The 14,870-nt window shown below is 72.0% G+C and carries 13 protein-coding genes and 1 pseudogene; 12 read left to right on the top strand and 2 right to left on the bottom strand.

All coding sequences use genetic code 11. From position 1 onward, the window contains the following. Positions 1-216: 216 nt before the first annotated feature. The 5 genes from BG452_RS42125 (at position 217) to folE (ending at position 6,429) form a co-directional block, all read left to right on the top strand. A complete protein-coding gene (locus BG452_RS42125; protein ID WP_188309667.1) occupies positions 217-1,401 on the top strand; it encodes a zinc-dependent metalloprotease in 1,185 nt (394 codons plus the stop codon). Positions 1,402-1,688: 287 nt separating this feature from the next. Next, positions 1,689-2,816, top strand: a complete 1,128-nt coding sequence (gene tilS, locus BG452_RS42120) for a tRNA lysidine(34) synthetase TilS (protein ID WP_188309666.1) — start codon at positions 1,689-1,691, stop codon at positions 2,814-2,816. Between the two features lie 70 nt (positions 2,817-2,886). Further along, the gene (gene hpt / locus BG452_RS42115; RefSeq protein ID WP_045692298.1) at positions 2,887-3,441 is read left to right on the top strand and encodes a hypoxanthine phosphoribosyltransferase; all 555 of its coding nucleotides are present in this window, start codon (positions 2,887-2,889) and stop codon (positions 3,439-3,441) included. A 224-nt stretch (positions 3,442-3,665) separates the two neighbouring features. Beyond that, the gene (gene ftsH, locus BG452_RS42110; protein WP_188309665.1) at positions 3,666-5,717 is read left to right on the top strand and encodes an ATP-dependent zinc metalloprotease FtsH; all 2,052 of its coding nucleotides are present in this window, start codon (positions 3,666-3,668) and stop codon (positions 5,715-5,717) included. Between the two features lie 106 nt (positions 5,718-5,823). After that, entirely contained in the window at positions 5,824-6,429 is a 606-nt protein-coding gene (folE, locus tag BG452_RS42105; RefSeq protein ID WP_188309664.1) for a GTP cyclohydrolase I FolE, read from the top strand. A 48-nt stretch (positions 6,430-6,477) separates the two neighbouring features. On the opposite strand, the gene BG452_RS42100 is transcribed toward folE, so the two are convergent. Both BG452_RS42100 and BG452_RS42095 read right to left on the bottom strand, forming a co-directional pair. Further along, positions 6,478-7,266, bottom strand: a complete 789-nt coding sequence (locus BG452_RS42100) for a ferritin-like domain-containing protein (RefSeq protein ID WP_188309663.1) — start codon at positions 7,264-7,266, stop codon at positions 6,478-6,480. 116 nt (positions 7,267-7,382) lie between these two features. Then, the gene (locus tag BG452_RS42095) at positions 7,383-8,534 is read right to left on the bottom strand and encodes an alpha/beta hydrolase (RefSeq protein WP_188309662.1); all 1,152 of its coding nucleotides are present in this window, start codon (positions 8,532-8,534) and stop codon (positions 7,383-7,385) included. A gap of 379 nt (positions 8,535-8,913) precedes the next feature. Here BG452_RS42095 and BG452_RS42090 point away from each other — a divergent pair, with 379 nt between their 5' ends. The 7 genes and pseudogenes from BG452_RS42090 to BG452_RS42060 form a co-directional block, all read left to right on the top strand. After that, positions 8,914-10,755, top strand: coding sequence for a phosphatidylglycerol lysyltransferase domain-containing protein (locus BG452_RS42090; protein WP_188309661.1), 1,842 nt, complete (start codon positions 8,914-8,916; stop codon positions 10,753-10,755). Positions 10,756-10,821: 66 nt separating this feature from the next. Then, positions 10,822-11,694, top strand: a complete 873-nt coding sequence (gene folP / locus BG452_RS42085; RefSeq protein WP_188309660.1) for a dihydropteroate synthase — start codon at positions 10,822-10,824, stop codon at positions 11,692-11,694. Positions 11,695-11,722: 28 nt separating this feature from the next. After that, complete coding sequence (locus tag BG452_RS42080; protein WP_188309659.1) at positions 11,723-12,202, top strand: nuclear transport factor 2 family protein; 480 nt, start codon at positions 11,723-11,725, stop codon at positions 12,200-12,202. Between the two features lie 246 nt (positions 12,203-12,448). Next, positions 12,449-12,808 carry a dihydroneopterin aldolase gene (folB, locus tag BG452_RS42075; protein WP_030288941.1) on the top strand — a complete coding sequence of 120 codons (360 nt, stop codon included), beginning with the start codon at positions 12,449-12,451 and terminating at the stop codon, positions 12,806-12,808. 43 nt (positions 12,809-12,851) lie between these two features. Next, positions 12,852-13,451, top strand: coding sequence for a 2-amino-4-hydroxy-6-hydroxymethyldihydropteridine diphosphokinase (gene folK, locus BG452_RS42070; RefSeq protein WP_188309658.1), 600 nt, complete (start codon positions 12,852-12,854; stop codon positions 13,449-13,451). A 196-nt stretch (positions 13,452-13,647) separates the two neighbouring features. Continuing rightward, complete coding sequence (locus tag BG452_RS42065; RefSeq protein WP_188309657.1) at positions 13,648-14,136, top strand: DUF3180 domain-containing protein; 489 nt, start codon at positions 13,648-13,650, stop codon at positions 14,134-14,136. Between the two features lie 154 nt (positions 14,137-14,290). Next, positions 14,291-14,870, top strand: a pseudogene (locus tag BG452_RS42060) (hypothetical protein); the annotation flags it as partial.

Raw genomic sequence — 14,870 nt, 5'->3', positions numbered from 1 at the left:
CCCGTGCCCGGCCGTGGGCGGCTCGCCTTCGCTGCCGCCGGACCTCCTGCGGCCGCCACCGACCGCCCCGCGCCCCGCCGGTGGCGGCCGGGTTCGAAGGGGTGCGGGGGCGGGCAAGGTAGCTGCGGGAGAGGCGGATCCGGCCGTGCGCCGGACCGGCTGGGTGTTCGCGGCGGGTGGCTGCCGTCGGTGGTGGTGAGCACGTACGGTGAGGTCATGACGAGCGCGAGTGGCGGGGCTGACATGGTCGACTGGAATCTCGCGGTCGCAACCGCGACCAGGTTGGTGCGCCCGGGGCCGGAGGTGAGCCGGGCGGAGGCGGCGGCGGTCGTCGCCGAGCTGCGCCGGCACGCGCTGGAGGCCGAGGAGCACGTACGGGTGTTCACCGGGATGCGGTCCAGCAGCCTGACCGCGGCCGCCGCGACGCCGGTGCTGGTGGTGGACCGTCCGGGCTGGGTGCGGGCGAACGTGGCGGGCTTCCGCACGGTCGTCCAGCCGCTGGTGGAGAAGTTGCAGGCGCGGCGGGCGAACAGCGCGGCGGCGGGCGTCTTCGGGGCGGTGGGGGAGAAGGCCACCGGGATCGAGGTCGGGGCGCTGCTGGCGTTCCTGGCGACGAAGGTGCTGGGCCAGTACGAGACCTTCGCCCCGGCCGAGCCCTCGCTGGAGGCGCCGGACAGCCCGGCGGCGCTGTTCGACAAGCCGCGGCTGGGCCCGGAGAGCCCGGGCCCGGGCCGGCTGCTGCTGGTGGCGCCGAACATCGTGCACGTCGAGCGCGAGCTGGACGTCGACCCGTCCGACTTCCGGCTCTGGGTCTGCCTGCACGAGGAGACGCACCGCACCCAGTTCACCGCAGTGCCGTGGCTGCGTGACCACATCCAGTCCGAGGTGCAGTCCTTCCTGGCGGAGACGGACGTGGACCCGGGCGCGCTGCTGGACCGGCTGCGCGACGCGGCGGGCTCGCTGGGCGCCGGCCTGCCGGGGACGGGCGGCCGGGAGAGCCGGGACGGCGCCCCGGCCGGGAACCTGCTGGAGATCGTCCAGTCGCCCGCGCAGCGCGAGATCCTGGGCCGGCTGACGGCGGTGATGTCGCTGCTGGAGGGCCACGCGGACGTGGTGATGGACGGTGTCGGCCCGGCCGTGGTGCCGACGGTCGCGGAGATCCGGGAGAAGTTCCAGCAGCGCCGCGACCGCGGGGCGAACCGGCTCGACCTGGTGCTGCGCCGGCTGCTCGGGATGGACGCCAAGCTGCGGCAGTACCAGGACGGCGCGGTGTTCGTCCGGGCCGTGGTGGACCAGGTCGGCATGGAGGGCTTCAACCGGGTGTGGACGTCCCCGAACACCCTGCCGACCAAGGACGAGATCCACGACCCGGCCGCCTGGGTCGCCCGGGTCGCCCGCTGAGGAGCCCCGGGGCCCGAGCGGGCAATCCCGGCGCGCAGTGGGACCGCCGTCGGTCGGCGGCGGTCAAACCCGCTCGTACGAGTGGTCCAATCGAGCAGAGGGTGGGTGAAGATACGTTTCTCCATTCACCCGAACGTGGGACGGTGGTCGTACCGGTGGCGCGGGTGGCGTAGTGGGTCCCCACTTTCTGCCACCATCTGTGAGCGCCCGGTAACGCGGCGCAATGCAGGCGCGCGGTTCCGGCCGCCCGCCGCAGTCCTGTCCCCTCCGTCGAGGAGTCGTCCGCCGTGGGCCCTCACCCCGCCGTCGCCGCGATACGCCTGGCCGTCCGCCGCACGCTCACCGACCTCGCCGCCGAGGCCGGTACCACCTTCACCGCGCCTGTGCGCGAGCCCCGCGAGCGCCCGGCCGGGGCGCCGCTGGTGGGTGCCGCCGTCGGCACCACCCTGATCGGCAACGCCGCCCGCCACCCCTCCGGGTTGCCCCGCACCCCGGCCGCCCCCGGCTCGCCGCTGGTCCTGGTCGCCGTCAGCGGCGGCGCGGACTCGATGGCGCTGGCCATCGCCGCCGCCTTCGAGGCCCCCAAGATCGGCCTGCGGGTCGGCGCCGTCACCGTCGACCACGGCCTCCAGGCCGACTCCGCCGACCGCGCCGCCCAGGTGGCCGAGCGCCTGCGCTCCCTGGGCCTGGACCCGGTCGAGGCGGTCCCGGTGCTGGTCGGCCGCTCCGGCGGCCCGGAGGCCGCCGCCCGGGACGCCCGCTACGCCGCCCTGGACGAGGCCGCCGAGCGCCACGGCGCGATCGCGGTGCTGCTCGGCCACACCCGGGACGACCAGGCCGAGACGGTGCTGCTGGGCCTGGCCCGCGGCTCCGGCTCCCGGTCGCTGGCCGGGATGCCCGCCCAGAAGGGCCGCTACCGCCGCCCGCTGCTGGAGCTGGACCGGGCGGCCACCCGGCAGGCCTGCTCCGCCCAGGCGATCCCGGTCTGGGACGACCCGCACAACTGTGATCCCGCCTACACCCGCTCCCGGGTCCGCCACGAGGTGCTGCCGGTGCTGGAGAAGCACCTCGGCGGCGGCGTGGTGGAGGCGCTGGCCCGGACGGCCCGGCTGTTCCGCGACGACGCCGACGCCCTCGACCAGTGGGCCTCCTTGGCCGAACGCGACCTCCGTACGGGCGAGGGCGCCCTGGACGCGGTGAAACTGGCCGAACTGCCGCCCGCCGTGCGGCGCCGGGTGCTGCGCCGGGCCGCGCTGCGCGCGGGCTGCCCGGCGGGGGACCTGTTCGCCCGGCACCTGGAGACGGTGGACCTGCTGGTCACCGGATGGCGCGGCCAGGGGCCGCTGCACCTACCCGGGGGCGTCGAGGCCACCCGCAGGTGTGGCACGCTGGTGTTTCGGCGGCAGGGCGACTGAGGGCGAGGCATGTCCCGGGGGAGCCGGCCGTCGGCCACACAGACCCCGAACGTTTGAGGACGTATCCCCGGTGGACCAGAACGACATGGGCGCTGACCTCGCGAAGGTGCTCATCAGCAAGGACGAGATCGACGCCAAGCTCCAGGAGCTGGCCGAGCGTATCGACCGGGACTACGCAGGCAAGGACCTGCTGATCGTCGGCGTCCTCAAGGGGGCCGTCATGGTCATGGCCGATCTCGCCCGGGCTCTGCACTCGCAGGTCACCATGGACTGGATGGCCGTCTCCTCGTACGGCATGGGCACCAAGTCCTCCGGTGTGGTGCGGATCCTGAAGGACCTGGACACCGACATCGCCGGCCGGGACGTCCTGATCGTCGAGGACATCATCGACTCCGGTCTGACGCTGTCCTGGCTGCTGGGCAACCTGGGCTCGCGCGGCCCGGCCTCCCTGGAGGTCTGCACCCTGCTGCGCAAGCCGGACGCGGCCAAGGTCGAGATCGACGTGAAGTACGTCGGTTTCGACATTCCCAACGAGTTCGTGGTCGGCTACGGCCTGGACTACGCGGAGAAGCTGCGTAACCTCCCCTTCATCGGTACTCTCGCCCCGCACGTCTACGGCGGCTGAGGGCCCGTTCGGGCTACGGGTGGGAACAGTAGGCCGTTCCCGCCCGTTGGACCGTCGGACAATGAACCAAAACCGTGTCGCTGTGCTCCCGCCATGGGTGGGTCCGACTGCGGTACGGTCCAATAAACCGCTCTTCACATGAGCACCGACAGGATGCGCCCTGGCCCTCGGCCACACGGCGCCGTTCAGTGGCAGGAGGGACGGGGCGGCAACGCCCCGCATGGATGGACGTCAAGCGATACTTCCGTGCGCCGATCATGTGGATCGTGTTGGCCGTCCTCGCCGTCATCGTCTTGATGCAGGTCGTTTCGGATTCGAACGGCTACAAGACGGTGGACACCGGCCAGGTGGTCGCGGCGATCGACGCGCACAATGTCAAGTCGGCGCAGATCACCACCGGTGACTCGAACACCATCAAGATCCAGCTGAAGGACGGCGCCACGCTGTCCTCGGCCGGGACGGGCAAGGCCCCGTCCGGCAGCAAGTTCCAAGCCTCGTACATCGGTGACCAGGGCGTCGCGATCGCGGACAAGCTGCAGTCGCAGATGAACGACAAGAGCAGTTCGCTCACCGAGGGCTACACCGTCAGCCCGGAGAAGCAGAGCACCTTCGTCAGCCTGCTGCTGTCGATGCTGCCGATCGTGATCATCGTCCTGGTCTTCCTGTTCCTGATGAACCAGATGCAGGGCGGCGGCTCCCGGGTCATGCAGTTCGGCAAGTCCAAGGCCAAGCTGCTCACCAAGGACACCCCGAAGACCACCTTCGCCGACGTCGCCGGCGCGGACGAGGCGGTCGAGGAGCTCCACGAGATCAAGGAGTTCCTGCAGGAGCCGGCCAAGTTCCAGGCCGTCGGCGCCAAGATCCCCAAGGGCGTGCTGCTCTACGGCCCGCCCGGTACCGGCAAGACCCTGCTGGCGCGTGCCGTCGCGGGCGAGGCCGGGGTGCCGTTCTACTCGATCTCCGGTTCCGACTTCGTCGAGATGTTCGTCGGTGTCGGCGCCAGCCGCGTCCGCGACCTCTTCGAGCAGGCCAAGGCGAACGCCCCGGCGATCATCTTCGTCGACGAGATCGACGCCGTCGGCCGGCACCGCGGCGCGGGCCTCGGCGGTGGCCACGACGAGCGCGAGCAGACCCTCAACCAGCTGCTGGTCGAGATGGACGGCTTCGACGTCAAGGGCGGCGTGATCCTGATCGCGGCGACCAACCGCCCCGACATCCTGGACCCGGCGCTGCTGCGCCCGGGCCGCTTCGACCGCCAGATCGCGGTGGAGCGCCCCGACCTCCAGGGCCGTCTGGACATCCTCAAGGTGCACCAGAAGGGCAAGCCGATCGCGCCCGACGTCGACATGTCGGCCGTCGCCAAGCGCACCCCCGGCTTCACCGGCGCCGACCTGTCGAACGTGCTCAACGAGGCCGCGCTGCTGACCGCCCGCTCGGACAAGAAGCTGATCGACAACGGCATCCTGGACGAGGCGATCGACCGCGTCGTGGCCGGTCCGCAGAAGCGCACGCGGATCATGTCCGACAAGGAGAAGAAGATCACCGCGTACCACGAGGGCGGTCACGCCCTGGTCGCGGCGGCCTGCCAGTACAGCGACCCGGTGCACAAGATCACCATCCTGTCCCGCGGCCGGGCCCTCGGCTACACCATGGTGCTGCCGGAGGAGGACAAGTACTCCACCACCCGCAACGAGATGCTCGACCAGCTGGCCTACATGCTGGGCGGCCGCGCGGCGGAGGAACTGGTCTTCCACGACCCCACCACCGGTGCCTCGAACGACATCGAGAAGGCCACCGCCACGGCGCGGGCCATGGTCACCCAGTACGGCATGACCGAGCGCCTGGGCGCGATCAAGTTCGGCAACGACAACTCGGAGCCGTTCCTGGGCCGCGAGATGGGCCACCAGCGCGACTACTCGGAAGAGGTCGCCGGGCTGGTCGACGAAGAGGTCAAGAAGCTCATCGAGAGCGCGCACAACGAGGCCTGGGAAATCCTGGTCGAGAACCGTGACGTGCTCGACAACCTGGTTCTGGAGCTCCTGGAGAAGGAGACCCTGAACAAGGAGCAGATCGCCGAGATCTTCGCCCCGATCGTCAAGCGCCCGGCCCGGCCGGCCTGGACGGGCTCCGCCCGCCGCACGCCGTCCACCCGGCCGCCGGTGCAGTCGCCGAAGGAGCTGGCGCTCACCAACGGCGCCGCCGCCTCCGACACCGTGCCGGTCGACATCGTGAAGCTCCCGCCGCTGCCGGCCGCCGAGCCGCCGACCGAGAGCTGATCCGGCCTCCGTAGGGAATGGATGCCGCGTCACCAGGGTTTGTACCCTGGAGGCGCGGCATCCGTGCTGTTCAGCCAGAGTCTTCCCACGAGTAAGCGAGGCCCGCATGATCGACCCGGTGACGCTCGACGGTCCGCCCGCCGTCGGTGCCTTCGACCAGAAGCGGGCCGAGAACGCCATCCGCGAGCTGCTGCTCGCCGTCGGGGAGGACCCGGACCGCGAGGGCCTGCTGGAGACGCCGGCCCGGGTCGCGCGGGCCTACAAGGAGATATTCGCGGGCCTGTGGCAGGAGCCCGAGGAGGTCCTGACCACCACCTTCGACCTCGGCCACGACGAGATGGTGCTGGTCAAGGACATCGAGCTGACCTCGGTCTGCGAGCACCACCTGGTGCCGTTCCGCGGCGTGGCGCACGTCGGGTACATCCCGTCCGCCAGCGGCAAGATCACCGGGCTGTCCAAGCTCGCCCGGCTGGTCGACGTCTACGCCCGCCGCCCCCAGGTGCAGGAACGGTTGACCAGCCAGGTCGCCGACGCGCTGATGCGGATCCTGGAGCCGCGCGGGGCGATCGTCGTGGTCGAGTGCGAGCACATGTGCATGTCGATGCGCGGCATCCGCAAGCCCGGCGCCAAGACCATCACCTCCTGCGTCCGCGGCCAGCTGCGTGACCCGGCCACCCGGGCTGAGGCGATGAGTCTCATCATCGGCCGGTAAGACCGGTAGGAGGGGCGTCGGCCGGCAGGGCTGCGCTCCGGCGACGACTCAGGGCACCTCGGGCTCCGCGTGCGGCGGAGCCGGGGTGCCCAGTGCGTTGCGGCGCTCCGGCATCCGCAGCGTCACCATCCGGCGCCAGCCGAAGGCCCGGTCGTACAGGTAGAGCGCGTGCACCCCGAGGGTGACCACGGCCAGCTGCCAGCGCGGCCAGCGCAGGATCCGGGCCATCCGGGCGGTGACGGCCAGCGCGACGTCCCGGTGGGTGCGGATCTCGCCGCGGGCGCTGGTCTCCAGGGCGTGCCGGACGTACGGGCCGTGGCCCTCGGCGCTCAGTCGCAGCAGCTCCTCATGGCAGTACGCGAGGTGGTTGTCCTCGTCGGCGGAGATCATCCGCATTGCCCGGCCCAGCTCGGGGTTGTCCCGGTACACCCGGACCAACTGGCGCATCTGCTCGGCGGCGCGCTGCTCGGTGACCCGGCTGTGCGCGAGGTAGGTGATGATCTCGCGGTCGGTCAGCGGGGCGTCGCCGTTCAGCCGCTCGTGGGAGAGGCCGACGCCCTGGCGCTCCAGCAGCATGCAGTAGTCGGCCTCGTCGGGGACGGGCACCCTGGGCAGGCCGCGCTTGTGCAGCAGCTGGTTGAAGATCCGGCCGTGCTTGCGCTCGTCCGCGCCGTGCCGGGCGATCTTCGGGGCGAGCACCGGATCCCGGGTGAGGGCGGTGATCCGCTCGTTCTCCCAGCCGCCCTGGTCCTCCCCGTCGGCCGCGATGCTGCAGAACAGCTGGTACGCCTGGTCGTTCCGGTAGATCTCGTCGAAGAGCGATCTGGTGCTCAGCAAGGTGCCTCCTGCGCGGATCCGGGGCGGCGGCCGCCCGGGGCCGGACGGGCGGTCGCGATACGTCCCCCCGAAGCGCCGGCCGGGCGGGCCGACCGGCGGGTAGTCACCCGCACGCGCTAGCCGAGGTGGGAGCCCAGCCATTCGAGCGAGGCGGGCAGCTCCCTGGTCCAGCTGTCGAAGTTGTGCCCGCCGTCGTCCAGGTACAGCGACTCCACCTTGAACTGCGGGTTGGCGGCCGCGACCTGGGTGGCCTGGTCGACGAACTGGACGGTCTGGGGGTAGTCCCCCTCCTTGCGGGTGGAGACCACCAGCAGGTTGAGCGGCGGGGCCGGGAGGTTCTGCAGCCGCCAGCCGAGGTCGTGCTGCTGGGCGAGGGCCTTGTCGCCGCTGAAGAGGTCGCCGCCGGTGTACTGGTCCTGGCGCACCGAGAAGTCGCCGTGCAGGCCCGCCGCGCTGCCGTAGACGTTCGGGAAGCGCATCGACAGGCGCATCGCGCAGCTGCCGCCGGTGGAGTAGCCGATCAGGCCCCAGGAGCCGGCCGCCCGCCCGAGCCGGTAGGTGCTGTGCAGGGCTTCGGGCAGGTCCTTGACGAACCAGGTCTCGGTGCGGGGCCCGCCGGGGACGTCCACGCACTCGGTGTCCCGGGACGGGTTGACCGCCGGGCGGGCCAGCACCAGGACGGTCGGCGGCATCTTGCCGGAGTGCTGCAGCTCGATCGCGGTCTGCAGCAGCGGCAGCTCCTTCATCAGGTTCAGGGTGGTGCCCGGGTAGCCGGCGATGGCCACCACGGTCGGGAAGCGGACCAGGGCGAACTTCGGGTCGAAGTACTCGGGCGGCAGGTAGACGAACATCTGGTCGGAGAAACCGGTCTCCTTGCCGTTGACCCGGACCGACTCGATCTTGCCGACCTCCTCGGGCGTGCCCTTCGGCAGGTTGCCGACGCTCTCCAGGCCCCCCTCGTTGGTCGGCTGGACCAGCTGGTCGGAGACCGGGGTGCCGTTGTGGTTCTCGTTGCCGGCCAGCGCGAGCTTGGCGCCGCCGGGGTTGAGCAGGTCGTCCCAGGAGGTGTAGAACCCGAAGGAGTTGTTCACCGACAGCGCCAGCACCGCGAGGATCGAGACTTGAACGACTGTCAGCAGGCCGATCCGGCCGAGCACCGGCAGCGGGCGCTGCCGCGCCAGCCGGGGCCAGATCCACAAGGTGGTGACCAGGGCCACCGCTCCGAGTGCGAGCAGCGAGTTCACCAGCACGTCGCTGGTCAGTTCCATGCGGTCGGCCTTCCGGTGGGACACTGTCGGTGCAGGCTTCATCGTCTGGCGGGGCGTCAGACCGGGCCACCGCAGCTAGGCTGTCCGGACGCCTCGGCGGGGTCGGGAGGGCGGGGGGAGGCCCGGGGCAACCGGCGCCCTAGAATGCGGCGTCCACCGTACGTAACGCGTACCGGAGGGTCCTGCGCCGCCACGCGGCGGCGGGCCCACGGCTCCCACCCCCGGCTCAACCCGCAGCGCGCCCACGGCACCGGATTACCGTCCGTTTCCGGATCCTTGGTATGCGCATTGCCTGATGAAGGAATAGGCATGAAGGTCCATCACACGTGCTCCCCCGGAGTGAACGGACACCGCACCGCAGCCTCTACGCTGAGCTTCCATGAGCGTTCCCGTGTCCGTTGAGCCGAGCCCCGAGCAGCCGCCGCGCCGTCGGCGCGGTCTGCAGACGCTGCGCAACCAGGCGGCCGCCGTCCCGAGGGCCTGGCTCCCCGGCGCGGTCGGCTACGCCTGTCTGCTGATCGGGCTGGTGGACATCGCGAGCGCGGTGTTCCCCAAGCTCCGGCACACCAAGATGCACACCTTCGCCGGGCAGCTGCCGGGCGGCACCACCAGCCTGGCCGCGGTCGGCACGCTGATGGTCGGCATCCTGCTGGTGCCGCTGGCGCACGCGCTGCGCCGGCGCAAGCGGCGGGCCTGGCGGGCGGTCTGCGTGCTGCTGCCGCTCAGTGCCGCGCTGCACATCGCGCGCTGGCACCAGATCGGCCCGGCGGTCGTCTCGCTGGCGGTCCTCGCCGTGATGCTGGTGCACCAGCGCGAGTTCTACGCCAAGGCCGACCCGCGCACCCGCTGGGGCGCGGTCGTCAACCTGGTCGTCATGGGCACCCTCAGCGTGCTCCTCGGCCTGCTGATCGTGAGCACCCGCACCAGGTACGAGTTCGGCCACCCCGGTCTGTCCGAGCGGCTGCAGCACGTCGGGTACGGGCTGTTCGGCTTCGAGGGCCCCGTCCGCTACAGCAACGCGCGGATGTCCGACCTGGTCGCCTACCTGCTCGGCGGCCTCGGCCTGCTGACCGCCTTCACCACCGCCTACCTGGCCCTGCGCCCGGGCAAGCCGAAGCCGGAGCTCACCGCCGAGGACGAGGAGAAGGTCCGCGAGCTGCTCAAGCGGCACGGCGAGCGCGACTCGCTCGGCTACTTCGCGCTGCGCCGCGACAAGAGCGTGCTGTTCTCGCCCACCGGCAAGGCCGCGATCTCCTACCGGGTGGTCTCCGGCGTGATGCTCGCCTCCGGCGACCCGGTCGGCGACGTCGAGGCCTGGCCGGGCGCGATCAAGGTGTTCATGGCCGAGGCCCGCGAGCACGCCTGGGTGCCCGCCGTGATGGGCTGCAGCGAGGTCGGCGGCGAGGTCTGGACCCGCGAGGCGGGCCTGGACGCGCTGGAGCTGGGCGACGAGGCGATCGTCGACACCAGCACCTTCTCGCTCGCCGGCCGGGCCATGCGCAACGTGCGCCAGATGGTCAAGCGGATCGAGCGCAACGGCTACTCCTGCAAGGTGCGCCGGGTCTCCGACCTCACCGTCGAGGAGAAGTACCGGATCGCCGACGCCGCCGCCCGCTGGCGCGGCACCGACACCGAGCGCGGCTTCTCGATGGCCCTGGGCCGCTTCGGCGACCCGCTGGACGACGACTGCGTGGTGGTCACCGCCCACAAGGCCCCGGAGGAGGGGGAGAGCGGCGACGACCTGAAGGCCGTGCTGCACTTCGTGCCCTGGGGGCCGGACGGCATCTCGCTGGAGCTGATGCGCCGCGACCGCGCCGCCGACCCGGGCCTGAACGAGCTGCTGATCGTCGCCGCGCTGCAGGAGGTGGGGGCCCTGGGCATCCGCCGGGTGTCGCTCAACTTCGCGATGTTCCGCTCGGCGCTGGCCCGCGGCGAGCGGATCGGTGCCGGCCCGGTGCTGCGCGCCTGGCGCGGACTGCTGGTGTTCCTGTCGCGCTGGTTCCAGATCGAGTCGCTGTACAAGTTCAACGCCAAGTTCCAGCCCGAGTGGGAGCCGCGCTTCCTGGTCTTCCCGAACACCCGGGACCTGCCGCGGATCGGCTTCGCCGCGATGCAGGCGGAGGCCTTCATCACCCTCGGGATGCCGCGCTTCGGCCGCAGGCGCCAGCGCGAGGGCCTGATGCCCGTCCCGTCGACCCGCGGGGTCGGCGAGGCTGCCTGAGGCACCTCGCACCGTCCGGGGCCCCGCCGAGAATCCTCGGCGGGGGCCCCGTTCGATAATGGGGGCATGAGCGATTCGCCGTCCTTCTCCCTGCCGGCCGGACTGCCGCGGCTCGGCCGCTGCGCCGTGATGGGCGTGGTCAACGTCACGCCCGACTCCTTCTCGGACGGCGGGCTGTGGCTCGACCCCGCCAGGGCGATCGCTCACGGGCTGGCCCTGCGGGCCCGCGGCGCGGACCTGGTGGACGTCGGCGGCGAGTCCACCCGGCCCGGCTCGGTGCGGGTGCCCGAGGAGGAGGAGCTGCGCCGGGTGCTGCCGGTGGTGCGCGAGCTGGCCGACGCCGGGGTGATGGTGTCGGTCGACACCATGCGGGCCTCGGTCGCCGAGCGGGCCGTCGAGGCCGGCGCCGCGATCGTCAACGACGTCTCCGGGGGCCTCGCCGACCCGGCGATGGCCCGGGTGGTCGCCGAGACCGGCGCGCCCTTCGTGGTGATGCACTGGCGCGGGCAGTCCGCCGACATGGACCGGCTGGCCGTCTACCAGGACGTCGTGCGGGACGTGGTCGCCGAGCTGACCGGGCGGATGGAGGCGCTGCTGGCCGCCGGGGTCAAGGAGGACCAGTTGGTCCTCGACCCGGGGCTCGGCTTCGCCAAGACCCCCGAGCACAACTGGGCGCTGCTCGGCCGGCTGGACGCGCTCACCGCGCTCGGCCGTCCCGTCCTCGTCGCGGCTTCGCGCAAGCGGTTCCTGGGTACGCTGCTCGCCGACCCGGAAACCGGGGACCTGCGCCCGGCCCGCGAGCGGGACGACGCGACCGCCGCGGTCTCGGTGCTGTCGGCCCAGGCCGGAGCCTGGGCGGTACGGGTGCACGACGTGTCCGGTACGGCGGACGCCGTCCGCGTGGTCGCGGCCTGGCAGCGCGCGGCGCGGCTGGGGTGAGGGAGGGTCTGTGACAGGTGACGGCAGGTTGAGCGGCGGGACGGCCGGGAAGGCCCGGGAAGTGGACCTGGAGGCGGTGCTCGCGGCGAACCGGGCGTTCTACGAGGCGCTGGAGCGCGGGGACGTCGAGGCGGTCGAGGAGGCCTGGCTGGGGCCGGAGCACGCCGACGACAAGGGCGGCGTGGTCTGCGTGCACCCCGGCTGGCCGGTGCTGCGCGGGCGGGCGCAGGTGACCCGCTCGTACATGCTGATCATGATGAACACGGAGTACATCCAGTTCTTCCTGACCGATGTCGAGGCCGAGGTCCACGGAGATGTGGCCCTTGTCACGTGCACCGAGAACATCCTCTCCGGCGGTGAGGCCGAGGAGGAGGGGGAACTCGGGCCGCTGGTCGGCGGAAAGGTCGTGTCGAGCAATCTGTTCCGTCGCACCCCGGCCGGGTGGAAACTCTGGTCCCACCACGGTTCACCCGTTCTGACCAGCGGGGACGAGGACGACGAGGACTGATTCCGGGGGCTTCGGGAAATCTGCGCGGGTCGGTTGCCGGGGAATTTCCGGGTGGTCACCGAACGTTCACGTCAATCGCCATTCCGGTGCGCGTGGCGACGGTTCGTGCCGGGTAGGACGGTCAGGCGTTGTCCGCGCTCGCGGGTAGATTCGAAACGGAGCGGCGGGTGTGCTGCCCGCCTTCGCCCTGCCCGTCCATGCCTTTCCCGGGTGGGGCCCGTCCGACTGGGAGCAGTGATTCGTTTGCTGGACCGCGTCACCCTGCGGGGGCTGCGAGCCCGGGGCCACCACGGCGTCTTCGAGCGTGAGCGCGTCGAGGGCCAGACCTTCGTGGTCGATCTCGTGCTGTACCTGGACACCCGCCCCGCCGCGTCCGGAGACGACCTCACCCGCACGGCGCACTACGGCATCGTGGCCGAGGAGGTCACCGCGATCATCGCCGGGGAGCCGGTCGACCTGATCGAGACCCTGGCGCAGCGGATCGCCGACCAGTGCCTGAAGCACGACGCGGTCGAGGAGGTCGAGGTCACCGTGCACAAGCCGGACGCCCCGATCACCGTGCCGTTCGACGACGTGACCGTGACCATCCACCGGGGCCGCGCATGACCCCCACCGCGCGCCTGGTTTCCGATGCAGAGGGATTTCTTCGATGAACAGCAGTGACCCGATCGCCGAGCCGAACGCGTTCGACCTGGAGAGCCGGGTGGACTCCGCCGACACCACGCTGCACAGCCAGCGCTGTGCGGTGATCGCGCTCGGCAGCAACCTGGGCAACCGGCTGGACACCCTGCAGGGTGCCGTCGACGCGCTCGCCGACACTCCCGGGCTGAAGATCAAGGCCGTCTCGGCGATCTACGAGACCGAGGCCGTCGGCGGCCCGGAGGAGCAGCCCAACTACTACAACGCGGTCGTGGTGCTGCGCACCACGCTGCCCCCGCGGGACCTGTTGGAGCGCGGCAACGCGATCGAGGACGCCTTCGGGAGGGTCCGGGAGGTCCGCTGGGGTGCGCGCACCCTGGACGTCGACATCCTGGCCTACGAGGGCGTGGTCAGCGAGGACCCGCAGCTGCTGCTGCCGCACCCGCGCTCGCACGAGCGGGCCTTCGTGCTCGCCCCCTGGCTGGACGCCCAGCCGGAGGCCGAGGTGCCCGGGCACGGGCAGGTCGGCGCGCTGCTGGAGGCGCTCGGCGGCCCGGACGCGCAGGGCGTGAAGCGGCGCGAGGACATCCGGCTGACGCTGCCGGAGTAGCACCGGGCAGGACCGGGCAGGACCGGCGGGCGGCCGGGTCGCCCGGATCCACCGGGTCGGCCGGGAACTCGGCCACCGGGCCCGGTCGTACGAGTGGATGCCCGCCCGTCCGGTCCCGGTACGGTGGCCTGACGCCGCCGTCCCGGGCCACCGGGCGGGCGGTCGGCTCTGGCACCCCGGGAAGGACCACCTCCGAGTGAAGCTGCTTCGCCTCCGTCTGCTGATCGGCATCACCGCCGCGACGACGGCGCTGTCCTGGGCCGGTTCCAAGCTGTGGGCGTCCCTGGACACGCTGCCGGCCGTGCCGGCGGCGGCTCCCGTGGTGCTGGCGGCGGTGGCGGTGATCCTGCTGGCGACCGCGCTCTCGCTGCGGTCCCGGCTCAAGGCGGTGCGCGAGCGGCAGCCCGGCGCGAAGCGGGTCGACCCGCTGCTGGCGGCCCGGGCGGTGGTGCTCGGACAGGCCAGCGCGCTGGTCTCCTCGGTGGTCACCGGCATCTACGCCGGGGCCGGGATCTACCTGCTCGGCGAACTGGACGTGTCGGCCCGCAAGGACCAGGCCGTCACCGCCGGGCTCTCGGTGCTGGCGGGGGCCGCGGTGATCGCGGCGGCGCTCTGGCTGCAGCACGTGTGCAAGCTGCCGGAGAACCACGACGATCCGAGCGGTCCGGCGGCCTCGCCCCGCTGACGGAACGGCCGGTTCCCGACGGACCTCGCTGAGCAGGGCCTTTTTCGTGATCTTGAGTGAAAAGCCGGGCACGTGCGGTAAAAACTGCGCACTGTCAAGGGCGGAAGGGGACCCTGGGCTGACACGGCCCCAATTCGCACGCTAGTTTCTTGGCATGTCTCGCGGACGCCACCGTCATTCCTCCGTCCTCGGCCGGGTCTTTCCCCCCACCGCCGCCGGCGTACTGCTGGTCGCCGCACTGGCCGCGCTGCTTTTCAGTCAGGACACCGTCCTGGTGCGCTCGGTGGGCATCGCCGCACTGATCGCCACGCTCGGCTTCGCGGTGCTGCTGCGCCAGCGCGACAAGGCGGCCCGGGCGGCCGCCGAGGTGGCCGCGGCGCAGCGGATGCGGGCCGAGGAGCGGTTCGAGGAGCAGTTGGCCGAGGCCGAGTACGCGGCCGAGGTCGCCGAGGAGCGGGCCACCCGGTTCGGGCGGCGGCTGACGGCGGAGAAGTCGCGGCTGGCGAAGGCCGAGACCGAGATAGCCCGGTTGTTGCGGGAGCGGGCCGTGGCGGTCGCGGAGCAGGCGCTCAAGGAGGCCGAGGCGGCCCAGCGGGCGCTCGCCGCGAGCCGCCCCAAGTACCCGGCCAGCCCGGCCGCGTTCGTCCGTGCCGCGTCCGTGCTGCGGCTGCTGGAGCGGCGTGCCGCCGAGCAGGAGGCGCAGCGGGAGCGTACGGCGGGGGCGGAGGTCGCGC

This window comes from Streptomyces sp. CBMA123 (assembly GCF_014596465.1).
Lineage (GTDB): Bacteria > Actinomycetota > Actinomycetes > Streptomycetales > Streptomycetaceae > Kitasatospora.
Note: the sequence above shows the minus strand (reverse complement) of the source record. Positions and strands in the feature narration are given on the sequence as shown.